General features: G+C 65.8%; 24 protein-coding genes and 2 pseudogenes. 21 read left to right on the forward strand and 5 right to left on the reverse strand.

Features of this window, described 5'->3' with window-relative positions:
* Positions 1–14 precede the first annotated feature (14 nt).
* The 17 genes and pseudogenes from ABID37_RS08005 (at position 15) to ABID37_RS08085 (ending at position 16,566) form a co-directional block, all read left to right on the forward strand.
* Positions 15–413, forward strand: a complete 399-nt coding sequence (locus ABID37_RS08005) for a RidA family protein (protein ID WP_354193728.1) — start codon at positions 15–17, stop codon at positions 411–413.
* 1 nt (position 414) lies between these two features.
* Positions 415–1,815 carry an amidase gene (locus ABID37_RS08010; protein ID WP_354193729.1) on the forward strand — a complete coding sequence of 467 codons (1,401 nt, stop codon included), beginning with the start codon at positions 415–417 and terminating at the stop codon, positions 1,813–1,815.
* A 1-nt stretch (position 1,816) separates the two neighbouring features.
* A complete protein-coding gene (locus ABID37_RS08015; RefSeq protein WP_354193730.1) occupies positions 1,817–2,560 on the forward strand; it encodes a hypothetical protein in 744 nt (247 codons plus the stop codon).
* A gap of 101 nt (positions 2,561–2,661) precedes the next feature.
* Positions 2,662–3,834, forward strand: a complete 1,173-nt coding sequence (locus ABID37_RS08020) for a pyridoxal-phosphate-dependent aminotransferase family protein (protein WP_354193731.1) — start codon at positions 2,662–2,664, stop codon at positions 3,832–3,834.
* Positions 3,835–3,837: 3 nt separating this feature from the next.
* A complete protein-coding gene (gene bhcB / locus ABID37_RS08025) occupies positions 3,838–4,812 on the forward strand; it encodes a beta-hydroxyaspartate dehydratase BhcB (protein WP_354193732.1) in 975 nt (324 codons plus the stop codon).
* A gap of 37 nt (positions 4,813–4,849) precedes the next feature.
* A complete protein-coding gene (gene bhcC / locus ABID37_RS08030) occupies positions 4,850–6,013 on the forward strand; it encodes a 3-hydroxy-D-aspartate aldolase BhcC (RefSeq protein ID WP_354193733.1) in 1,164 nt (387 codons plus the stop codon).
* A gap of 8 nt (positions 6,014–6,021) precedes the next feature.
* Positions 6,022–6,987 (forward strand): ornithine cyclodeaminase family protein, encoded by a 966-nt coding sequence (locus ABID37_RS08035; RefSeq protein WP_354193734.1) that lies wholly within the window; start codon positions 6,022–6,024, stop codon positions 6,985–6,987.
* A 24-nt stretch (positions 6,988–7,011) separates the two neighbouring features.
* A complete protein-coding gene (locus ABID37_RS08040; RefSeq protein WP_354193735.1) occupies positions 7,012–7,410 on the forward strand; it encodes a GlcG/HbpS family heme-binding protein in 399 nt (132 codons plus the stop codon).
* A 32-nt stretch (positions 7,411–7,442) separates the two neighbouring features.
* A complete protein-coding gene (locus tag ABID37_RS08045) occupies positions 7,443–7,817 on the forward strand; it encodes a RidA family protein (protein WP_354193736.1) in 375 nt (124 codons plus the stop codon).
* A gap of 61 nt (positions 7,818–7,878) precedes the next feature.
* Positions 7,879–8,892 carry an NAD(P)-dependent oxidoreductase gene (locus ABID37_RS08050; RefSeq protein WP_354193737.1) on the forward strand — a complete coding sequence of 338 codons (1,014 nt, stop codon included), beginning with the start codon at positions 7,879–7,881 and terminating at the stop codon, positions 8,890–8,892.
* 105 nt (positions 8,893–8,997) lie between these two features.
* Positions 8,998–10,242, forward strand: a pseudogene (locus ABID37_RS08055) (malic enzyme-like NAD(P)-binding protein); the annotation flags it as partial.
* Between the two features lie 282 nt (positions 10,243–10,524).
* The gene (locus ABID37_RS08060) at positions 10,525–12,168 is read left to right on the forward strand and encodes an ABC transporter substrate-binding protein (protein ID WP_354193878.1); all 1,644 of its coding nucleotides are present in this window, start codon (positions 10,525–10,527) and stop codon (positions 12,166–12,168) included.
* Positions 12,169–12,207: 39 nt separating this feature from the next.
* Positions 12,208–13,251 carry an ABC transporter permease gene (locus ABID37_RS08065; RefSeq protein WP_354193738.1) on the forward strand — a complete coding sequence of 348 codons (1,044 nt, stop codon included), beginning with the start codon at positions 12,208–12,210 and terminating at the stop codon, positions 13,249–13,251.
* Between the two features lie 5 nt (positions 13,252–13,256).
* Positions 13,257–14,174, forward strand: a complete 918-nt coding sequence (nikC, locus tag ABID37_RS08070) for a nickel transporter permease (RefSeq protein WP_354193739.1) — start codon at positions 13,257–13,259, stop codon at positions 14,172–14,174.
* Positions 14,171–15,004: an ABC transporter ATP-binding protein gene (locus tag ABID37_RS08075; RefSeq protein WP_354193740.1), complete on the forward strand. Its 834-nt coding sequence runs from the start codon at positions 14,171–14,173 to the stop codon at positions 15,002–15,004. The genes nikC and ABID37_RS08075 overlap by 4 nt, the downstream gene beginning before the upstream one ends.
* Positions 15,001–15,750 carry an ABC transporter ATP-binding protein gene (locus ABID37_RS08080; protein ID WP_354193741.1) on the forward strand — a complete coding sequence of 250 codons (750 nt, stop codon included), beginning with the start codon at positions 15,001–15,003 and terminating at the stop codon, positions 15,748–15,750. The genes ABID37_RS08075 and ABID37_RS08080 overlap by 4 nt, the downstream gene beginning before the upstream one ends.
* Positions 15,751–16,083: 333 nt before the next feature.
* The gene (locus tag ABID37_RS08085; RefSeq protein ID WP_354193742.1) at positions 16,084–16,566 is read left to right on the forward strand and encodes a transposase; all 483 of its coding nucleotides are present in this window, start codon (positions 16,084–16,086) and stop codon (positions 16,564–16,566) included.
* A gap of 176 nt (positions 16,567–16,742) precedes the next feature.
* On the opposite strand, the gene ABID37_RS08090 is transcribed toward ABID37_RS08085, so the two are convergent.
* Both ABID37_RS08090 and ABID37_RS08095 read right to left on the reverse strand, forming a co-directional pair.
* Positions 16,743–17,240, reverse strand: coding sequence for an RES family NAD+ phosphorylase (locus ABID37_RS08090; protein WP_354193743.1), 498 nt, complete (start codon positions 17,238–17,240; stop codon positions 16,743–16,745).
* 6 nt (positions 17,241–17,246) lie between these two features.
* A complete protein-coding gene (locus ABID37_RS08095) occupies positions 17,247–17,597 on the reverse strand; it encodes an MbcA/ParS/Xre antitoxin family protein (RefSeq protein WP_354193744.1) in 351 nt (116 codons plus the stop codon).
* A 154-nt stretch (positions 17,598–17,751) separates the two neighbouring features.
* On the opposite strand from ABID37_RS08095, the pseudogene ABID37_RS08100 reads away from it, so the two are divergent.
* A pseudogene (locus ABID37_RS08100) lies at positions 17,752–18,194 on the forward strand (DUF1810 domain-containing protein).
* A gap of 12 nt (positions 18,195–18,206) precedes the next feature.
* Here the strand turns inward: ABID37_RS08100 and ABID37_RS08105 are convergent.
* Genes ABID37_RS08105 through ABID37_RS08115 form a run of 3 tightly spaced genes read right to left on the reverse strand, consistent with a single transcriptional unit; the run spans position 18,207 to position 20,754 of the window.
* A complete protein-coding gene (locus tag ABID37_RS08105; protein WP_354193745.1) occupies positions 18,207–18,845 on the reverse strand; it encodes a hydrolase in 639 nt (212 codons plus the stop codon).
* Positions 18,846–18,884: 39 nt separating this feature from the next.
* Positions 18,885–19,202, reverse strand: a complete 318-nt coding sequence (locus ABID37_RS08110) for a GNAT family N-acetyltransferase (RefSeq protein WP_354193746.1) — start codon at positions 19,200–19,202, stop codon at positions 18,885–18,887.
* On the reverse strand, positions 19,183–20,754 hold the full coding sequence (locus ABID37_RS08115) for a VOC family protein (protein WP_354193747.1): 1,572 nt from the start codon (positions 20,752–20,754) through the stop codon (positions 19,183–19,185). Before ABID37_RS08115 ends, ABID37_RS08110 begins: the two co-directional genes overlap by 20 nt.
* Before the next feature lie 191 nt (positions 20,755–20,945).
* On the opposite strand from ABID37_RS08115, the gene ABID37_RS08120 reads away from it, so the two are divergent.
* The 3 genes from ABID37_RS08120 to ABID37_RS08130 are packed head-to-tail and all read left to right on the forward strand — an operon-like array spanning position 20,946 to position 22,094.
* On the forward strand, positions 20,946–21,272 hold the full coding sequence (locus ABID37_RS08120) for an ArsR/SmtB family transcription factor (RefSeq protein WP_354193748.1): 327 nt from the start codon (positions 20,946–20,948) through the stop codon (positions 21,270–21,272).
* Positions 21,269–21,700 carry an SRPBCC family protein gene (locus tag ABID37_RS08125; RefSeq protein ID WP_354193749.1) on the forward strand — a complete coding sequence of 144 codons (432 nt, stop codon included), beginning with the start codon at positions 21,269–21,271 and terminating at the stop codon, positions 21,698–21,700. The genes ABID37_RS08120 and ABID37_RS08125 overlap by 4 nt, the downstream gene beginning before the upstream one ends.
* A 28-nt stretch (positions 21,701–21,728) precedes the next feature.
* Positions 21,729–22,094 (forward strand): DoxX family protein, encoded by a 366-nt coding sequence (locus ABID37_RS08130; RefSeq protein WP_354193750.1) that lies wholly within the window; start codon positions 21,729–21,731, stop codon positions 22,092–22,094.
* The last annotated feature ends 37 nt before the right edge of the window (positions 22,095–22,131 follow it).

A 22,131-nucleotide genomic window follows, 5' to 3' on the forward strand; every position in this document is an offset into this window, starting at 1 on the left:
GAAAGGAATTCGATATGGGCAAGCAAATCGTCTATTCGCCCAAGGTACTCACCTCGCCGAACCCGCATTCGCAGGCCACCCTTGCCGGCAATCATTTCTACACCGCCACCGTCGCGCTCGACGTGGAAGGCAAGGTGGTGGGCGTGGGCGACATCGAGGCCCAGACGGTGCAGGCGCTGACCAACCTCACCCACCTTCTGGAAGCCGCCGGCGGCACCATCGACGATGTCGCGCGCGTCATGATCTACCTGTCCGACATGCGCTACTTCCAGGGCATGAACAACGCCTACAAGAAGTTCTTCTTCGGCGATTGCCTGCCTTCGCGCGCCACCGTCACCGGCACCTTCGGCATTCCCGAACTGCTCGTCGAGTTCGACGTCATCGCCTATATCGACAATCCGAAAGTGAGCTGAGATGCATCTGTGGCGCCTGGGCATCGCGGAAACGGTCGCGGGATACCGCAAGGGGTTGTTCACGCCTGAAGACGTGCTCGACAGCACCCTGGTGCGGATCGCGGCGGTCAATCCGGCCCTTAACGCGATCGTCACCGAAAACGAGGAGGAAGCGCGCCAGGTTGCCCGCCAGAGCACGCAAAGGTGGAAGGACCGGACCCCGCGCAGCGCCCTCGACGGCGTGTTCATCACCGTCAAGGACAACATCCCCGTCCGCGGCCTGCGCTGCACCTGGGGCAGCCGCACCCATGCCGATTACGTGCCCGAGCGTGACGAGTCGCCGATCGCCCATCTGCGCGGCGCAGGCATCGGCATCCTGGGCAAGACCAACGTGCCGGAATTCACCTTGCAGGGCTTCACCGACAATCTCGTCTTCGGCGCCACCGGCAATCCGTGGGCTCCGCGCCTGACGCCCGGCGGTTCGAGCGGCGGCGCGGTGGCGGCGGTCGCCAGCGGCATGGGCGTGGCCGCCATGGCCACCGACGGCGGCGGCTCCATCCGCCGTCCCTGCGCCCATACCGGCCTTTACGGGCTGAAGCCCAGCCCCGGCTTCGTCGGCCGCGCCGACGGTCTGCCGCCCCTGCTGGGCGATTTCGAGACGATGGGTGTCATCGCCCGTTCGGCCGGCGACATGCGCGCCGTGCTGTCGCTGGCGGCGCACCGCCACCCGGCCGACCGCGCCTCCTTCGCCTTCTCCGACGAGGAGCGCAGCGCCGCCCCGAAGAACGGGCATCGGTGCCGCATCCTCTACGTGCCGGCCTTCGGCGATTTCCCCGTCGATCCCGACATCCGGGAGAGCGTCGCCGGCGCGGCAAAGCTGCTCGAAGGCATGGGGCACAACATCGAGATGGGCGAGGTGCCCTTCGACGTTGACCGGCTGAACGCGATCTGGAACCTGATCGGCCCGGCCGGACTGGCCTGGCTGGTGGACAGCCGCTCGCTCGACACCGGCCTCCTGACCCCCTCGCTGCTGCCGATGGTGGAGGCCGGGCGCAAGGCGGGGGCGGGCGCCTATCTCCAGCTTCTGGCCGACGTGCAGGAGTTCCGCAACGACCTCAGACTCCTGTTCGAGCGCTACGATTTCATCCTCACGCCCTCGGTCGCCGCGCTGCCCTGGCCGAAGGCCGAAAGCCATCCGCAAACCATCGACGGCGTCGCCGCCGGGCCGCGCGGCCATGCCGTGTTCACGCCCTTCGTCAATGCCGGCGGCCTGCCGGCGATCAACCTGCCCACGGCGCCGTCCGTCTCCGGCCTGCCCATCGGCTGCCAGCTCGTCGGCCCCTTCCGGTCCGACCTTTTGCTGGTCTCCATGGCCGAGGCCTATGAGAAGGCGTTCGAACCCTATGCATGGCCGGAGTTGTGACATGAACGCGTTTTCCGCCGATGCCGCCGCCGACCTTCTGGTCGCACAGTTCCGGCAAGGAACGAAAACGCAGCCGGCCATGTCCGGTCCCGGCACGCGTGCCGAAGCCTATCAGGTGCAGGACCGGATGATTGCGGCGCTGGGCGGCGCCTGCGGCTGGAAGGTGGGGCGGGCGAAGACCGACCCCGAGCCCTATTGCGCCCCGGTCCCGGCCAGCCGGCTTCTGAACAGCGGCGGCGACTATGCCTGCTTCCACGGCGTGGCGCAGGTGGAGGCCGAGCTGGGCTATCGGCTCGGGCGCGACGTGCCGCCTTCGGCTGCCGTCCTAGACAGGGCCGAATGCGCGGCGCTTGTCGATGCCATCGTGCCGGCGCTGGAAATCCTCGAGACCCGGCTTGAGCCGCTTGCGGCGCAGGACCCACTGTGGAAGCTGGCGGATTTGCAGGCCAATGGCGCCCTGGTGGTTGGCAAACCGGTGCCGTGGGCCGGACAGGACCCCGGCCAGGTGCGCCTCGCCATCGGCTCCGGGCAAGACGGGGCCTTCGAGGAGGTCGCCCATCCGTTCGGGGCGCCGTTCGACTTGTTCTGCTGGACCGTCAACCACGTCGCGCGCCAGCGCGGCGGGCTGAAACGCGGCAATGTGATCATTACCGGAAGCTATTGCGGCATCGTCGAAATCCGCGATCCGCAGCGCTTCGTGGCAACTTTCGCGGATTATGGCGACGTTTGCCTGACCGTCCTCTGATAATTTCGAATTCGATAATAGTTACCAAGATTAATTCAATGGATTTGTCAATCCGATGCCGGAATAGTGCCGGTATCCACTATGTCCGTCGGGAGAGAAAAGTGACGAAAGCTGGCCGCCATTTCCTGCAGATCCCCGGGCCCTCGCCGGTGCCCGAACCTGTTCTGGCCGCGACCGCGCAACAGGTCATCGACCACCGCAGTCCGGAATTCGGCGAGTTGGGAGCCAAGGTGCTGTCGAAGGTCAAGCAGATCTTCAAGACCCGGTACGACGTCATCATCTACCCGTCGTCGGGCACCGGCGCCTGGGAGGCGGCGCTCTGCAACGCGCTGTCGCCGGGCGACAAGATCATGACCTACGAGACCGGCCATTTTGCCTCGCTCTGGTCCAAGCTCGCCACCCGCATCGGGCTGGTGCCGATCACCGTCGGTGAAAACTGGCGCGGCGGCGTCGACCCCAACGTCATCGAGGCGGAGCTGCGCAAGGACACCGGCCACGAGATCAAGGCGGTGTGCGTGGTCCACAACGAGACCTCAACCGGCTCGACCACGCGCATCAAGGAAGTGCGCGACGCCATCGACGCCGCCGGCCATCCGGCGCTGCTCATGGTCGATACGATTTCCGGGCTGGGCTCCGCCGACCTGCGCATGGACGAATGGGGCATCGACGTCGTGGTGGCCGGTTCCCAGAAGGGCCTGATGCTGCCGCCCGGCCTGTCGTTCAACGCCGTGGGGCCGAAGGCGCTGGCTGCTTCCAAGACATCCAGCATCCGCCGTTCCTACTGGGACTGGGCCGAGATGATCGCCATCAACAAGACCGGCTATTTTCCCTACACGCCGGCGACCAATCTCCTGTTCGGCCTCGACAAGGCGATCGACATGCTGCTGACCGAGGGCCTCGACAATGTCTTCGCCCGCCATGAGCGGCTGGCCGAGGCCACCCGCCGGGCGGTCCAGTCCTGGGGCATGGAGAATCTGTGCCAGTCGCCGCGCCATTTCTCGCCAGTGCTGACCACCGTGGTGATGCCCGAGGGCCACAGCGCCGACGCCTACCGGCGCAAGGTGCTGAAGAACTTCAACATGTCGCTGGGCTCTGGCCTGTCCAAGGTCGCCGACAAGGTGTTCCGCATCGGCCATCTGGGCGACATCAACGAGTTGACCTTGATGGGCACGCTGGCCGGGTGTGAAATGGGCTTCGAGCTTGCCGGCGTCCCACACCAGAAGGGGGGCGTCGACACCGCCATGCGCTATCTTGCGGAAACCAGTGCGGCCTAGGCGATGAATTCTCCCGTTTCTTCCCCGGCTCTGCCCACCTATGCCGACGTCGTCGCGGCGCATGAACGGATCGCCCCGTTCGTGCATCGCACGCCGGTTCTCACCAGCGCCTATCTGGACGCGCTTACCGGCGCCAGCCTGTTCTTCAAATGCGAGAACTTCCAGAAGGCCGGGGCGTTCAAGGCGCGCGGGGCCTCCAATGCGGTGTTCGGTCTCTCCGCCGAACAGGCAGGGAAGGGCGTCGCCACCCATTCCTCCGGCAATCACGGCCTGTCGCTTTCCTATGCAGCAGGCCGGCGCGGCATTCCCTGCACCGTGGTCATGCCGCGCACCGCGCCGCAGGCCAAGAAGGATGCGGTGAAGGGCTATGGCGGCCGCGTGGTCGAATGCGAGGCCTCGACCTCCAGCCGCGAGGCGGTGTTTGCCGAGGTCGTGGCCGAGACCGGGGCGGAATTCGTCCACCCCTACAACGATCCGCGCGTCATCGCCGGGCAGGGCACCTGTTCGCGCGAGCTGGTCGAGCAGGTCGAGGGGCTGGATGCGGTGATCGCGCCCATCGGCGGCGGTGGCATGGTGTCGGGCACCTGCCTGACTCTGTCCCCCATAGCGCCCGGCATCCGCATCTATGCCGGCGAGCCGGAGCAGGCCGACGATGCCGCGCGCTCCTTCCGCGCCGGCCACATCATTGCCGACGACTCGCCCGAGACGGTGGCCGACGGGCTCAAGGTTCCGCTCAAGGAGCTGACCTGGCATTTCGTGAAGAACCACGTCACCGATATCCTCACCGCCGGCGAGGACGAGATCGTCGCCGCCATGCAGCTCGTGTGGAAGCGCATGAAGATCGTCATCGAGCCATCGAGCGCGGTGCCGCTCGCCGCTATTCTCAGGAACCCCGACATATTCCGCGGCAAGCGGGTCGGGGTGATCGTAACCGGAGGCAATGTCGACCTCGAAAGACTGCCCTGGGGCAGGTCCTGACGAACGGCATCGCCGCAGTTTCAAGCTGGAGCCTTCAATGAACGCACATGTGGACTTCGCCACTCTCGACGTCGGCTACGACATCCCCGCCGTTCCGGGCATGGACGAGGCCGATATCCAGACCCCGTGCCTGATCCTCGATCTCGATGCGCTGGAGCGCAACATCGTCAAGATGGGGGACATCGCAAGGGAAATGGGCGTGCGCCACCGCGTCCACGGTAAGATGCACAAGTCCGTCGATGTGGCGAAACTTCAGGAGAAGCTGGGCGGCGCCTGCGGCGTCTGCTGCCAGAAGGTGTCGGAGGCGGAGGTCTTCGCCCGCGGCGGCATCAAGGACATCCTCGTTTCCAACGAGGTCACCGACCCGGCCAAGATCGACCGGCTGGCGCGGCTGCCGAACCTCGGCGCGCGCACCATCGTGTGCGTCGACCATCTGCCGAATGTCGCCGACCTGTCGGCGGCGGCCGTGAAGCACGGCACCACCATCGAATGCATCGTCGAGGTCGATTGCGGCGCGGGGCGTTGCGGCGTCACCACACCGCAGGCGGTGGTGGAGATCGCGCGCGCCATCGACGCCGCGCCCGGCCTGAAATTCTCCGGCTTGCAGGCCTATCAGGGCGCCATGCAGCACATGGACAAATACGAGGACCGCAAGGCCAAGATCGACGTCGCCATCGCCCTGGTGAAGGATGTTATCGCCGCGCTGAAGGCGGCCGGCCTCGATTGCGACATCGTCGGCGGGGCCGGCACCGGTTCCTATTATTTCGAGGGAACCTCGGGCGTCTACAATGAGCTCCAGTGCGGCTCCTACGCCTTCATGGACGCCGACTACGGCCGCATCCTCGACAAGGACGGCCGCCGCATCGACCAGGGCGAGTGGGAAAACGCGCTGTTCATCCTCACCACCGTCATGAGCCACGCGAAGCCCGGCAAGGCGGTATGCGACGCCGGCCTGAAGTCGCAGTCGGTCGACAGCGGCCTGCCGCTAGTCTTCGGCCGTGACGACGTGACCTATGTGAAGTGCTCCGACGAACACGGCGTCATCGACGATCCGGATGGCGTACTGAAGGTCAACGACAGGCTGCGGCTGGTGCCCGGCCACTGCGACCCGACCTGCAACATCTACGACTGGTATGTCGGCGTGCGCGGCGGCAAGGTCGAGCTGGTGTGGCCGGTCAGCGCGCGCGGCAAGGCCTATTGAGCGGGCCGATGCTGTATCTTTCGGAACAGGATGCCCGCGCCCTCGTCGGCCATGAGAACGCCTTCGGCGCGGTGCGCGAGGTGTTCGCCTCGATCGCGCGCGGCGAGGCCCGCAATTTTCCGGTGGTGCGCGAGGACCTCGGCCATGCCGGCGCGGTCTATGGCATCAAGTCGGGCTTCGACCGGCTGGGCAAGATCCTCGGCCTGAAATCCGGGGGCTACTGGCCCGGAAACGAAGAACGCGGCCTGACCAACCACCAGTCGACCATCACCCTGTTCGATGCGGACACCGGCCAGCCGCTGGCGGCGGTGGCCGCCAACTGGCTGACCGCCGTGCGCACGGCCGCCGCCAGCGCGTTGTCCATCGACCTGCTGGCAAGGCAGGACACCGAGGTCCTCGGCATCGTCGGGGCCGGCTTCCAATCCCGCTTCCAGCTCGAGGCCGCGGTGCGCCGGAGGAAATTCCGTGAGATCGTCGGCTGGAATTTTCACGCCGACATGCTGCCCAACCTGGAGCGCACCGCCGCCGATCTCGGCCTGCCGTTCCGGGCGGTAACACCGCAGGAACTGTGCGCCAGCGCCGATGTCATCATCACCATCACCTCGGCCGCCAGCGCGCATCTGGAGGCCGGATGGATCAGGCCCGGCACGCATATCGCCTGCATGGGCACAGATACCCGTGGAAAGCAGGAACTCGATCCGGAAATCCTTGCGCTCGGCTCGGTTTTCACCGACGAGGTGGAGCAGTCGATCAGCATTGGCGAAGCACAGCATGCCTTCGCTGCCGGCCGGCTCCGACGCGATGCCATCTGCCAAATCGGCAGGGTCATCGTCGGGGAGCGGTTGGGCCGCGCCTCGGATGACGAGGTGACGGTCTTCGACGGAACCGGCGTGGCCTTGCAGGATCTCGCGGTCGCCAAAATCGCGCTGGAGGCCGCCGCCGCACAGGAACTGGGAAAAAGCCTGACGGCTTGAAGCGAACGATATGGAGGATATGAAATGATCGAAACCAAGCAGCTCGAACTGGCAGATGCGCGCGCCGTGGTCGAGGCCGCCCAGAAGGAGGCGGCAGCCAATGGCTGGAAGATAAGCGTGTCAGTGGTCGATGCCGGCGGTCATCCGATCCTCTACGAGCGCATGGACGGCGCCTCGCCGGCGACCGCCCGCATCGCGTACGAGAAAGCGCGCACCGCCGCGATGTTCCGTGGCCCGACCGGACCCATGGAGGACCGCATCGCCGAGCGTCTGGCGATGCTGGCGCTGCCCGGCGCCACGCCGGTCAAGGGCGGCGTGCCGCTGGTGGCCGGCGGCCAGGTGGTGGGCGCAGTCGGCATTTCCGGCGTGCTGCCGCAGCAGGACCATCAGGTGGCCGAAGCCGGGGCGGCAACCGTCAGGTAAACGGACGGACGGGCGGCGCGCGGGAGAACGACATGGAACTCATTCAAACGGATCGCGCGCCACACCCCTTCGGCCACTATTCCCAGGCGGTGAAGGCCAACGGCATGGTCTTCGTTTCCGGCATTCTGGGTGTGCGCCACGACGATCACGAGATCGTCGTGCGCGACCTCGCCGCCCAGACCGAAATCGTGCTCGCCAACCTGAAGGCGGTGCTGGAAGCCGCCGGCTCGGCGCTGGACCAGGTCGTCAAGGTGACGATCTATGCCGAGAGCGTGTCGAACTGGGACAAGGTCAACGAAATCTACCGCAGCTATTTCGGCGAACACCGGCCCGCCCGGGTCTTCGTGCCCACCGGCAAGCTGCATCACGGCTTCCAGATCGAGATCGACGCGGTGGCGATGGCCTGAGCGGTTGGCCTCGGGCCGACCTGTATGGGGCCACCGGCCCGTCACGTTTGGGGAAAAGAAGATGAAGGCACTGTTTCTGACGAACCGGGCTCCGCGCCATCAGAAGATCGCCATGCAGGCGGCACCGGATTTCCTCGACATGACCATGCTGGAGGCGCCGAGCCGCGACAGCATCCTGGCCAACATCGCGGATGCCGAGGTGCTGATCACGGAACGCAGCGGCGTCATCGACGCCGGCATCGTCGAGGCGGGCCGCAAGCTGCGCCTCGTCCAGCGGCTCGGCCGCTTCACGCACGACATCGACGTCGCGGCGGTCGAGCGCGCGGGAGCGGCGCTGTGCTTTTCTCCCCTGCTGGTCAGCACGCTGGTTTCCGAGCATGTGGTGATGCAGGTCCTGGCGCTCGCCAAGACCTATCGCGAGGCCGCCCATGCCATGCTCCAGCCCGGCGATTGGCCTCAGCCGCGCAAATGCGACGAGAATTATTTCGCCTATAACTGGACCGGGCGCACCGGCATGCGCACGCTGGCCGACTCCACGGTCGGCATCGTCGGCCTCGGCGAGATCGGCGCCGACGTGGCCCGCCGCCTGCAAGGGTTCGGCTGCGAGGTGCTCTACTACAAGCGGAACCGCCTGCCCGAGGCGGTGGAAGCCGAGCTAGGTATCGCCTATGCCGATCTCGACGCCATCCGCGCTCGCAGCGATTTCCTGTGTCTGCTGACGCCGCACAGCCCGGGGGCAGGGGAGTCCATCGACCGCGCCTACATAGACAGGATGAAGCCCGGCGCCTTCCTCGTCTCGACCGGCGCCTCGACGGTGCTGAAGGAGGCGGACGTGGCCGAGGCGGTGCTGGACGGCCGCCTTGCCGGCGTCGCCTCGGACGGGTTCGTCTATGAACCTGCGCCGCTCGATAGCCCGCTGCTCAGCCTTGCCCGCGAGCACCCGCAGGCGAACGTCATCCTCAGCCCGCACATTGCCGGCGGTGTCGCCTCGAACGACGTTGCGGCACGGGCGCGCGAATTCGAAAACATCCGCCGCCTCAAGGACGGCCGGCCGCTGCTCTACCGTCTCGTCTGAGCCCGGCCGTACCCGAACCAAAATCCGCTTTTACTGCCGCGACCATGCGTGGGACCTTCCCGCGCCTGCCCGCCGCCGCCCTGTTTCGACACGAAAGGCCAGTCCATGAACGATCAGTTGCGGCAGGATGCGCTCGCCTATCACGCGGCGCTGCCGAGGGGGAAGTTCCAGATATCGGTGACCAAGCCGATGACCACGCAGCGCGATCTGGCGCTTGCCTACAGCCCCGGCGTCGCCATTCCCTGCGAGGAGATCGCGGCTGACCCCGGTCAGGCACACGCCTATACGATGCGCGGCAACCTCGTCGCGGTGATCACCAACGGCACGGCGGTTCTGGGGCTCGGAAATATCGGGCCGCTGGCCTCCAAGCCGGTGATGGAGGGCAAGGCGGCGCTGTTCAAGCGCTTCGCCGGCATCGACGTGTTCGACATCGAGGTTTCGCCCACCGAGATCGACGCCTTCTGCAACGTGGTCGAGGCGCTGGAGCCGACCTTCGGCGGCATCAACCTGGAAGACATCAAGGCTCCTGAATGCTTCGAGATCGAACAGCGGCTGCGCCGGCGCATGGCGATCCCGGTCTTCCATGACGACCAGCACGGCACGGCCATCGTGTGCATGGCGGCAGTGCTCAACGCGCTGGAGGTGGTGGGCAAGGCGATCGGCGAAGTGCGCATCGTCGTCAACGGTGCCGGCGCCGCGGCCCTGGCCTGCCTCGACCTGCTCGTCGGCTTCGGCGCCGACAAGCGCAACATCGTCGCCTGCGACCGCAAGGGCGTCATCTACAAGGGCCGCGACGCCAACCCCGATCGCTACAAGCAGGCCCATGCCTGCAATACCGGCGCGCGCACCCTTGCCGATGCGCTGAAAGGAGCCGACATCTTCATCGGCCTGTCCTCGGCAGGGGCGGTCACGCCCGAAATGATCGCCACCATGGCGCCGCGCCCGCTGATCATGGCCATGGCCAATCCCGAGCCCGAAATCCGGCCGGAGGCGGTGCATGCGGTGCGCGGCGACGCCATCGTCGCCACCGGCCGCTCCGACTATCCCAATCAGGTGAACAACGTCCTGTGCTTCCCCTTCATTTTTCGCGGCGCGCTCGATGTCGGGGCAACCGAGATCAACGAGCCGATGAAGCGGGCCTGCGCCGAGGCCATCGCCGCACTCGCCAAGGCGCAGCCGCTGGACTGCGTTCTGGCGGCCTATGGCGCCAGCGGCATGAGCTTCGGGCCGGATTACATCCTGCCCAAGCCTTTCGACCCACGCCTCATCGTGGACGTGTCGTCGGCGGTGGCGCAGGCGGCGATGGACACCGGCGTCGCCACCCGGCCAATTGCCGACATGGCGGCCTATCGCGCATCGCTGGCGAGCTACGGCGCCTCGCTCACCGGTGCCGGCGGCTGAGATCTCCGCTTCCCGGAACCGATATGCTGGGTCCCTGGCCCACCGTGCCGGAAAGGTAGGGTGGGTTTTTCGGTTGACCTTGAGTCAACAGGATCGATAACGCAGGGGCTGTCTTTTGCGGCTATAACGTGATTGAACTTCGGCAATGGCACTTGTTACAGTTTCAAGTGCCTCGACTTGCATCGGGTTCCAAGAAGAAAGCTCGTCAGAAACGGGGAAGCTGGAATGAATATGGGAAGAATCAACACGCGTTTTCGTCCGCTGTTCGCAGGCGCGGCCATGTCGCTGCTGCTCGTCGCCGGCGGTTTTGCGCCCGCATCGGCAGCGACACCGGCCGACACGCTGGTCCAGGCCTGGGCCATCGACGACACCATCACGCTCGACCCGGCCGAATCCTTCGAGCTGTCGCCGGCCGAGTTCATCGGCAACACCTATAACATGCTGGTGCGCCTCGACATCGACGACACCACCAAGGTCAAGCCCGGCATCGCCGAGAGCTGGGAAATCTCCGACGACGGCTTGACTTACACCTTCAAGCTAAAGCCGGGCATCAAGTTCGCCTCCGGCAATCCGATCACCGCCGAGGACGTCGCCTGGTCGTTCGAGCGCGTCGTCAAGCTCGACAAGAGCCCGGCCTTCATCCTCACCCAGTTCGGGCTGACCGGCGACAATGTCGCCGAAAAGGCCAAGGCGGTGGACGATACCACCTTCGTCTTCACCGTCGACAAGCCCTATGCGCCGAGCTTCGTGCTCAACTGCCTCACCGCCACGGTGGGCGCCGTGCTCGACAAGAAGCTGGTGATGGAGCATGCGCAGGCCACCACGCCGAGCGACGACTACAAATACGACACCGACTTCGGCTATGCATGGATGAAGACCAACTATGCCGGCTCGGGTCCGTTCAAGATCCGCGACTGGCGCGCCAACGAACTCGTCGTGCTGGAGCGCAACGACAACTACTATGGCGAGAAGCCGGCGCTCGCCCGCGTCATCTACCGCCACGTCAAGGAAAGCGCCACGCAGCGCCTGATGCTCGAGGCCGGCGACGTCGATGTCGCCCGCAATCTGGAGCCCGGCGACCTGGAGGCCGTGCAGAAGAACACCGAGCTTGCCTCGACCAGCGCGCCGAAGGGCACGGTCTATTACATCAGCCTCAACCAGAAGAACGAGAACCTTGCCAAGCCAGAGGTCCGCGAGGCGTTCAAATATCTGGTCGATTACGACGCCATCGGTGCTACCCTGCTCAAGGGCATCGGCGAGATCCACCAGACCTATCAGGTCAAGGGCGTGCTCGGCGCACTGGAGTCCAACCCCTACACCTTCGACGTGGCCAAGGCCAAGGAACTGCTGGAGAAGGCAGGGCTGAAGGACGGCTTCTCCGTCACCTTCGACGTGCGCAACACGCAGCCGGTGACTGGCATCGCCGAATCCTTCCAGCAAACCGCCGCACAGGCCGGCGTGAAGATCGAGATCATCCCCGGCGACGGCAAGCAGACGCTGACCAAGTACCGTGCCCGCAACCACGACATGTATATCGGCCAGTGGGGCATGGATTACTGGGACCCGAACACCAACGCCGACGCCTTCACCTCCAATCCGGACAACAGCGACGATGCGGCGGTGAAGTCGCTGGCATGGCGCAATGCCTGGGACATTCCGGAGCTGACCAAGCAGGTGCAGGCCGCACTTCTGGAGCGCGACAACGACAAGCGCGCGGAACTGTACCAGAAGCTGCAGCAGGAGGCGCTGGAGACCAGCCCCTTCGTCATGATCTTCCAGCAGATCGAGGTCGCCGGGGTGCGCGGCAACGTCAAGGGCTACAGGCTGGGGCCGAGCTTCGACTCCAACCCCCTCGCGCCCGTCTCCAAGGAATGATCCGGCAGGGTCAGCCCGGTGAGCAGCACTGAGACACCAATGCCGGCCAGGCGCGCCAACCGGCGCGCCTGGGCCCTCTTCAAATCGGTCGCCGGCTTCCTGGTGATCGTCGCCACCACCTATCTCGGCCTTCTCGCGGTGACCTTCTTCATCGGCCGAGTGGTGCCGATCGATCCGGTGCTGGCCATCGTCGGCGACCGCGCGCCTGCCCATGTGGTGGAGCGGGTGCGGCAGGAAATGGGCCTCAACCTGCCCTATTACCAACAGTTCATCCTCTACGCGAAAGGCGTTCTGCAGGGCGATTTCGGCACCTCGGTGCTAACCACCAATCCAGTGATGACCGACATCCGCCGCGTGTTCCCGGCGACCATGGAACTGGCCACCGTCGGCACCATCATCGGCGCCGCCTTCGGCATACCGCTCGGCGTGCTGGCGGCGGTCAAGCGCGGCAGCCTCGCCGACCAGATCGTGCGCATCCTCGGCCTCATCGGCTATTCGGTGCCGATCTTCTGGCTGGGACTTCTGGCGCTGCTGGTGTTCTATGCAAGGCTCGGCTGGACCTCGGGCCCCGGCCGCATCGACGTGGTCTATGAATACACCTTCACCCCGGTCACCGGCTTCTACCTGATCGACGCGGTCATCACCCGCGACTGGGCCGCCTTTCGCGATATCTTCTCGCACATCATCCTGCCGGGCTCCCTGCTCGGCTATTTCTCGCTCGCCTATATCAGCCGCATGACGCGCTCCTTCATGCTGAACGAGTTGCAGCAGGAATATATCGTCGCCGCCCGCGCCAAGGGCCTGTCGGAAACGCGCATCATCTGGGGTCACGCGCTACGCAACGCCGCCGTGCCGCTGGTGACGGTGATCGCGCTCTCCTATGCCGGCCTGCTCGAAGGCTCGGTGCTGACCGAGACCGTCTTCGCCTGGCCGGGGCTCGGCCTCTACATCACCAATTCGCTCCAGAACGCCGACATGAACGCAGTGCTCGGCGGCACCATCGTCATCGGTTCGGTGTTCATCGCCATCAACCTCCTGTCCGACGTGCTCTACCGCATGCTCGATCCCCGCACGAGGAGCTGACGCGGATGAGCGAGACCGCAATGACCCGCCGCGAATGGCTTTTGACCGACCGGCCGCAGTCGCGCCTGCAGGCGAGGCTCGGCCGCGCCTACGTCACCTGGCGGCGCTTCACCGCCAACCGGCTCGCCGTCGTCGGCATGCTGATCATCGTGGCGCTGGTGCTGGTGGCGATCTTCGCCCCGCTGCTGGCGCCGCATTCGCCCTATGTCGGCGACCTGGCCGGCAAGCGCCTGCTGCCGCCGGGTGACGACCATTGGCTGGGCACCGACGACCAGGGCCGCGACATCCTCTCGCGTCTCATCTACGGTTCGCGCCTCACCTTGCAGGTGGTAGTGCTGGTGGCGATCATCGCCGCGCCCATCGGCCTGCTGGTCGGCACCGTCGCCGGCTACGCGGGCGGCTGGGTGGATGCGGTGCTGATGCGCATCACCGATATCTTCCTCGCCTTTCCGAAGCTGGTTCTGGCGCTGGCCTTCGTCGCCGCGCTCGGCCCCGGCATCGGCAACGCCATCATCGCCATCGCCATTACCTCGTGGCCGCCCTATGCGCGCATTGCGCGGGCCGAGACGCTGACGGTGCGCAATTCCGACTATATTTCGGCGGTGCGGCTGATGGGCGCTTCGCCATGGCGCATCGTGCTGCGCCACATCATGCCCTTGTGCATCTCCTCGCTCATCGTGCGGGTGACGCTGGACATGGCCGGCATCATCCTCACCGCCGCCGGGCTCGGCTTCCTTGGCCTCGGTGCGCAGCCGCCGCTGCCCGAATGGGGCGCGATGATCGCCTCGGGCCGTCGCTTCATCCTCGACCAGTGGTGGGTGGCGGCGATGCCCGGCTTCGCCATCCTCATCGTCAGCCTCGGCTTCAACCTGCTGGGTGACGGCCTGCGCGATGCGCTCGACCCGCGGGGAAGCGGCCAATGAGCACGCTTCTCGAAGTCGAGGACCTGCGCGTTTCCTTCCCCACGCGCACCGGCGTGGTGGAGGCGGTGCGCGGCGTCTCGTTCACGCTGGGACGCGAGCGGCTGGGCATCGTGGGTGAGAGCGGTTCTGGCAAGTCGCAGACCGGCCGCGCCATCATGGGGCTGACGCCCGAGCATGGGCAGATCACGGCGAAGAAGCTGGAATTCAGCGGCATCGACCTGCTCAAGGCATCAAAGGCCCAACGGCGGGCGCTGCGCGGCAACCGCATCGCCATGGTCCTGCAGGACCCCAAATATTCGCTGAACCCGGTGATGACCATCGGCCGCCAGATCGTCGAGACATTGCGCGCGCATGAGAAGGTCTCCGGCGCCGAAGCGCGCAAGCGGGCGCTCGACATGCTGGCCGCCGTGCAGATCCGCGACCCCGAGCGCGTCTTCGATCTCTATCCGCACGAGGTGTCCGGCGGCATGGGCCAGCGCGCCATGATCGCCATGATGCTGGTGGCGGACCCCGAACTTCTGATCGCCGACGAGCCGACCTCGGCGCTCGACGTGACCGTGCAACTCGAGGTGTTGGGCATCCTCAACCGGCTGGTCGCGGAGCGCGGCATGGGGCTGATCTTCATTTCGCACGATCTCAGGCTGGTGTCGTCCTTCTGCGACCGCGTCATCGTCATGTATGCGGGCCGGATCGTGGAGGAACTGCCGGCCGGCGAACTGGCGCACGCGAAACACCCCTACACGCAGGGCCTGCTCAACTGCATGCCGCGCATCGGCGCCGACCGCCATCCGCTTCCCGTTCTCGACCGCAAGCCGGAGTGGGCGCTATGACCCCGGCACTCGCCATCGACACGCTGCGCGTCACCTTCGAGGATTTCGTCGCGCTGAACGATGTAAGCCTCACCGTGGCGCCGGGGGAATCCTTCGGACTGGTGGGCGAGTCCGGCTCCGGCAAGTCGACACTGCTGCGCGCCGTCGCCGGCCTTGCGCCGATTGCCGGCGGCACCATCGAGGTCAACGGCCAGCGGCTCGACACCAGGCGCAGCAAGGCGTTCTACCGGCAGGTGCAGATGGTGTTCCAGGATCCTTACGGTTCGCTGCATCCGCGCCAGACGGTCGATCGCCTGCTGCTCGAACCGCTGGCCATCCACGGCTTTGCCGACACCGAGCGCCGCATCGTACGGGCGCTGGACGAGGTAGGGCTGGGGTCCGGCTTCCGCTTCCGCTATTCGCACCAGCTTTCCGGCGGCCAGCGCCAGCGCGTCGCCATTGCCCGCGCGCTGATCCTCGAACCATCGATCCTGCTGCTCGATGAGCCGACCTCGGCGCTCGACGCCTCGGTGCAGGCCGAGGTGCTGAACCTGCTGGAGGAGGTGCGCGCCGCCCGCAAGCTCACCTTCGTCATGGTCAGCCACGATCTCGCCGTCGTCACCCATATGTGCGACCGCCTGATGGTGATGCAAAACGGAAGCGAAGTTGAGCTTCTGACCAGTGCCGACCTTGCCGGCCGCAATGTCGGGCAGGACTATACGCGCAACCTGCTCATAGCCAGCGAAGGTTTCCGCCGCAGCGCCTGAAACAGGTCGCCAGAAAGCGGGAACCGGTTTCCAGCAACATATGTAAAATCAATAAAGCGCGAGGAGCGAAGCTGAAAGATCATAGCGCACCTTAGAGCTTTGCGCGTCCTGCAAATAGGCATGCAGGCGGTGCGGTGACGCCGGGTAATGTTGTTGCTGCCGCTGTCGAGAGGATCGGACTGCAGGCGCGCGAACTTCATTCAAAACTATTGTGTCTCACCATCGTTAACCTGATTTTCGTTGATTTATGTTCGTCTGCAAATTGAGCATCTGTTGACTCCATATTTGAGGTCATTGATGCTGTGAAAGATTTCTGAACCCGTGGAGCATCTAATGGACGACCCTCAGGACACTGAATCAGTGCAGATCGCCGCCGTCGACGCCTCTCCAGCGCCGGCACCTTCTCCGGCCAAGAAGAGAGCCCCCCGCAAGAGGGCTGCTCCCAAGGCCCAGAAATCGCAACCTGCGGTAAAGCGCGCCGCCAAGAAAGCGGCACCGGCGCCGGCCGTGGAGCCCGCGAAGGCGCGCAAGACCCGCAAGGTCTATTCTGACAAGGAGCGCACCCAGAAGCTCGGCGAGATCGATAAATCGATCAGCCGTGGCACGAGCACCCGCAATGCGGTCAAGGAAGCCGGCATTTCGGAGCAGACCTATTACCAGTGGAAGAGGTCGGCAGCAGCACCGGCTGCCGCCACAGGCGGTCACCTGAAGGACCTGTTGGCGCTGGAGCAGGAAAACGAGCGGCTGAAGAAGCAGCTTGCCGAGCGTCTTCGCAAGGAAAATGCGGAGCTGAAAAAGAAGCTGGGGCTCGCCTGATCGGGTTGACCTGATCGATCCAGCTCGATCGGATCAGCATCCGGCCGCTGCCCAACCGGGCACGGCCGGATTGAGCTATTGGTTTCGGCCCGGTAAGCGGGAAATGTCGTCCGCAATGCCGGCACCCTGTTCCTGCCGGCGGGGCAGGGGCCGTTTCCGGCAGAACCAGAAACGCGCTACCGCGACAGCCGGTTCTCGTCGTCGACCAGAGTAAGACGGCAGGGTGCTGCGTCGCCCCATTTCCACAGGACGAGGTTGAGGTCGTCGGTGCTCGCGCCGGGGGCGAAGCTGCGCACCAGCAGGCCGTGATAGCCCGCCGCGGCGAGCCAGCGGGCGAAAGTCTGCGTTCCGGCGTCCCCGGTCGCCTTCATCTGGTCGCGCCAGGTCGCATCGGCGAGCGCGGCGGCATCCATGTCTTGCCCGCGCAGGGCCTTCTCGTCGCGGCTGTCGAAGACGCGCTCGATGTCCGCGTCATAGGACACCAGCGTCGTCGGTTGCAGGCTGCCGACCTGATTGGCTTCCCTGAGTGCCGTCATGATCGCCAGCGAGGTGTAGAGCGCCGGCGTTCCCTTGCGGTTGAAGCGGCCGCCGTAAAGCTCCGTGCCACGACCCGACAGCGGCTGTCGGGCATGGACCGGGCTGAGCGCCCGATACAGTGGACCCTGAAAATGCATGCGGTGTCAGGTGTGCACGCCGGCGTCGACCGCGTCGATATAGTCAAGCACCTCTTCGGCGCGACCGTCGCGGACCAGTTGCATGGCTGTCATGCCGGAAAAGCCGGGCAGGGGCTCGGAGCGATACCAGGCATAGGCCATCAGTGCCGAGCCGAAGCGCGGCTCGACCTTGTTGACGATCTCCGCCATCTCGCGCAGCCGGCGCTGGGTCTTGGCGGAGCGGATGCGGTTCTTGCGCTGGATCGCATCCTTGCCGAGCCCGGCGGTGCGCGCGATCTCCTCGCTCGTCGTGCGCAGCGCATTAGCGATCTTGCGCGGCGAAAAGAGTCCGCCCTCGGCATATTGGGCGATGCCCATGGATCTGACCTCCAATGCTGAATGCCAATTATTATGACGCATAATAGCGTCATAATTTGCGGTGTCCAATCCGATTATGGGAAAAGAATGCCGCCGGCCAAGCGGGCGGAATCAGGCGTTTGCGGTTGTCGGGGCGACGGGCGATACTGAAACCATGACGGACGACCCCTACGAACTGGAGCGGTTCGTGGCCGCGCAGGCCCCGGTCTTCGACACGGCGGTGGCGGAACTGCGCGCCGGGCGAAAGCGGACGCACTGGATGTGGTTCGTCTTTCCGCAACTTCGCGGGCTCGGACAGTCGTCGACGGCCCGGTTCTACGGCATCGCCTCGCTGGACGAGGCGCGCGCCTATCTCGCCCATGCCGTGCTGGGGCCGCGGCTCGACCTTGCCACCAGCGCCGTGCTGTCGACCAGCGGCCGCTCGGTAGCGAGATCTTCGGCACGCCGGACGATCTCAAGTTCCACTTGTCGATGACGCTGTTCGCCCTTGCCGGGGGCAGGGCGGAAAATCCCTTCAGCGAAGCGCTCGGGCGGTGGTGGCAGGGCCGAATGGACGAGCCGACGCTGTCGCTCCTCGACCGCGACGGTCCGGCCTGAGCTTTCGCCCTCTCAGCCCTTGGCGTGGATGCGCCGGCGCTCCGGGAAATACCATTGCAGGACCTTGCGGAACTTGTCCGAGCTTTCCCTTGCCCAGTTGCGCATCAGTTCGCTGCCGAAGGAGATGGCGGTGACGGGGTGCGCGCCCGCCTGGATCATGCGGTCGAAGGCGCGCTCATGGCTGACCGGCGAGATGCCGCCCACCGCGTCGGCGACCGGATAGACCTCGTAGCCCTCGGCCAGCATGTCGAGCACGGGGAAGGCGAGGCAGACCTCCGTCCACAAGCCGCCGATCACCACCTTGCGCCGGCCCGTCGCCTCCACCGCCTTGCGGAAATCCTCGTCCTCCCACGAATTGACGCCGGTCCGGTCGATCTCCGCCACATCGGGCAGCACCTGGCGGATGGCGTCGATCGTGCCCTTGTTGACGCCCATGTCGACGCCCACGGTCGAGAGCACCACGGGGATGTCGTAGGCGACGGCCAGCTTGCAGACGGCCACGGCGTTCAGGGTGATCTCGTCATGGGAGCCGGAGGTGATCGTCGAATATTGCTCGGGCTGGTAGTCGATCAGCACCACCACGCAGTTTTCCGGCGTCAGCAAATGGTCGGTCTTCGGGTCGCGGACCGGTTCGGGTCGGGTCTTGGCCATCGCAAAGTCTCCTTCCTCGGTTGAGGGTTAAGTCCCGTCTCAGGGGCTTTCGCCGGGCGCGGTGGTGAATGCGTCCGACCATTCGGCATGCTTGGCATATTGGGCCCGCACATAGGGGCATATCGGAATGATGCGGAAGCCGTTCCGGCGCGCATCCTCGACCATGAAGGAAACCAGCGCGGCGGCAGCGCCGGTGCCGCGCATGGTTTCGGGCGCGCCGGTGTGGTCGGCACTGATGCGGTCCGGCCCGCGCCTGGTGAAGGTGATCTCGGCCTCGCCCTCGACACCCTCGATGCGGGCGACATAGCGTCCGTGCCGCCCCTCGCCCTCTTCCTTCTCAATCCTGATGTCCGCCATCGTGCTCTCCCTGTTTTACGGCAAGCCATTGCCCTGCAAGTTCCGCGTCCTGCGGGGTGATCTCGTGGCCTGCCTCGATGCGATGCGCATCGAGATCCACGCCGGCCCGGCGCAGCCAGGCTTCCAGCTCTGGCGCGGTGCGGGCGAAGGGATCGCGCGCACCGGTGACCAACAGCACCTCGGCGCCGGCCAGATCGACCGGCGGCGGCGCCTCCAGAACCGGTATCGCCCGCAGCAGGATGGCCCGGCGGATCAGGCCCGGATGCAACCCCATCACGGCGGCCAGGAAGTTGGCGCCGTTGGAAAGGCCCAGAAAGCTGGTGCGCGCCGGATCGAGGCCGTAGCCGGTCACCGCGCCCTCGACGAAGGCGGCGAAGGCTTCCGCCTCCGAGCGGATGTCGGCCTGGTCGAAGCTGGTGGGGGTGAGGCGACGGAACCAGCGCGCCACCCCTTCCTCATGGGCACGGCCGCGCACTCCCAGAAGCGTGGCATGCGGCGCGGCGCGGTGCGCCAGCGGCATCAGGTCGGCCTCGTCGCCGCCAGTGCCGTGCAAGAGAACGATGGTGCTGCCGTCCGGCGCCTCGGGCGTGTGGAAGCGATGCACGAAGGGCAGGTCGCGCCATGGCAGGCGCGGCGCGCCGGGCATGGCAAACTGTGGCAGCATCACCTTGAGGTCTTCGGCGCGCTCGCGGTCATGCGGCGGTATCAGCAGCGTCTCGCCGAGCCGGTCTTCGGCCTCGTCCACGGTGAAACCGGGACCATCGGTGGCCAGCTCGAACAGCGTGCCGCCCGGCTCGCGCACATAGAGCGAGGTGAAATATTTGCGGTCGTGGAAGCTGGTCGGTGACGAGTTGAGCCGCGAAAACGCCTCCTGCGCGGCGCGCACGGCCGCCACGTCCGCAGCGCGGAAGGCGACATGGTCGGCGGTGCCGGTTCCGGGGATGCCGGGCACGTAGCCGGATGCGTCGCGGATATCGATGGCGTCGGTGTCCGACAGCATGCGCTGGATGGCCCCGGCGCGCGGACCCGGCCGGTAGCCGAAGCGCGTGACGAAGGCCGCCGTCTCGTCCGGCGTTTCGGTCAGAATGGTGGCGGCGCGCAGCCGCCGCACGGCCGTCGCCGCATCACCCCAAAGGTGGGCGGCGGGAAGGTCCGCTCCCACCAGCTTGACGATGATGCCGTCGGGGTCCTTCAGGCGCAGCACCGGCTCGCCGAACTCGCGCGAAGGTCCCTCGACCGGCACGCCGTGGGCGAGCGCGCGCGTCATCCACTCACCGATGGCCGATACCGGCACGGCGAAGGCGATTTCGGAGACCTGGCCGTTGCCGACGCGGCCGGACGCGCCGTCCTCCCAGACCAGGAAGGTGACGAGCGAGCCGGGGGAGCCCAGCCGGTCGCCATAGAACAGATGTAGCTGCTCGCCGTCCTCATAGCCGCCCGTGCGCTTGGCCAGCCGCAGGCCGAGGAAGCCGGCATAGAAATCGACATTGGCCTGCACGCGCCGGGTGATGAGCGTGAGGTGGTGGATGCCGCTGGAAAAACTCGTCGTCATGCCGCTCCTGAAGCAGGCCGCCTGAAAGGGGAACCCGGTTTCAACGCCTATGAAGGCTCTCGAACCCAAGTTACAGTTTCAATCGCGGCAGGCACAAGCGGTTCCCTGAACGGCGATCGCACCTGCGGCCTTGACTCATTCATATCCCAACGGTTATGAATTAAACTAATAACCAGAGAGTTATGCATCCGATGCCGAACGCCCCCACGGACCTGCTGTTCAGAACCCTCGCCGATCCGACGCGGCGGGCCATCTTCGAGCGGCTGTGTCTGGAAGGGGAGCAGACGGTGGGGGCGCTGACGGCGCGGGCGGGGGTCTCGCAGCCGGCCGTGTCCAAGCATCTTGGCGTGCTGAAGCAGGCCGGGCTGGTGCTCGACCGCCATGAAGGCCGCCAGACGCATTACAGCGCGCAGCTTGCCGCGCTTGCCCCGCTGGTCGACTGGACGAGCCGGATGAGCGGCTTCTGGGAAGGACGGTTCGACAATCTTGAAAACCTGCTGAACAGGATGGACCAATGAACGCCACATCGGCCGAAACGCGCTCCGTCGTCGTCGAACGTGAGATCGCTCACCCGCCGCAAAAAATCTGGCGCGCGCTCACCCAGCCGCATCTGATGGCGGAGTGGCTGATGGCGAACGATTTCAGCCCCGTCGTAGGCCACCGTTTCAACCTGCGCGGCGAGTGGGGCGGGGTGCTGGATTGCGAGGTCCTTGTGGTCGAACCCGACAGGAAACTCGCCTACACATGGAATTTCGCGCATGACGACCCCGCCTACAACCTTGAGAGCGTGGTGACCTTCACGCTCACCCCGACGCCCGCCGGCACGCTTCTGCGCATGGAGCAGGCGGGTTTCCGCCCCGACCAGAAGCAGGCTTTTGGCGGTGCCAATGCCGGCTGGCGGGAATTCTTCGGCAAACTGGAGCAGGTGCTGGCGCGGATGGGCTGAAGGCGCCGGCAACGAACGGGAAATGGTCATGAACATTGTTTTGTGGGTCCTGCAAATCCTGCTGGCGGTGCACACCGCCATCGGCGCGGTGTGGAAGTTTTCCAACCCCGCGCAGACGATGCCGTCCCTGAGCGCGATTCCGCCGGGCGTCTGGCTGGGCATGAGCGTGGTGGAACTGCTATGCAGCCTGGGCCTCGTCCTGCCCGCCTTCCACAGGCCGCTGGCCTATCTGGTGCCGGTCGCGGCACTCTTCGTGGCCGCGGAAATGCTGGTGTTTTGCGCCTTGCACATCGCTTCCGGTGACGGAACCTATGGTCCGCTTATCTATTGGGTGGTCGTAGCGGCCCTGTGCGCCTTCATTGCCTATGGCAGGCTGACGCTCAGGCCCCTTTGACGGAAATGCAAACCTGACGGAAACGCGAACGATGTGC

The organism is Aquamicrobium terrae, from assembly GCF_040545735.1.
In the GTDB taxonomy this organism is placed as follows: domain Bacteria; phylum Pseudomonadota; class Alphaproteobacteria; order Rhizobiales; family Rhizobiaceae; genus Mesorhizobium; species Mesorhizobium terrae_A.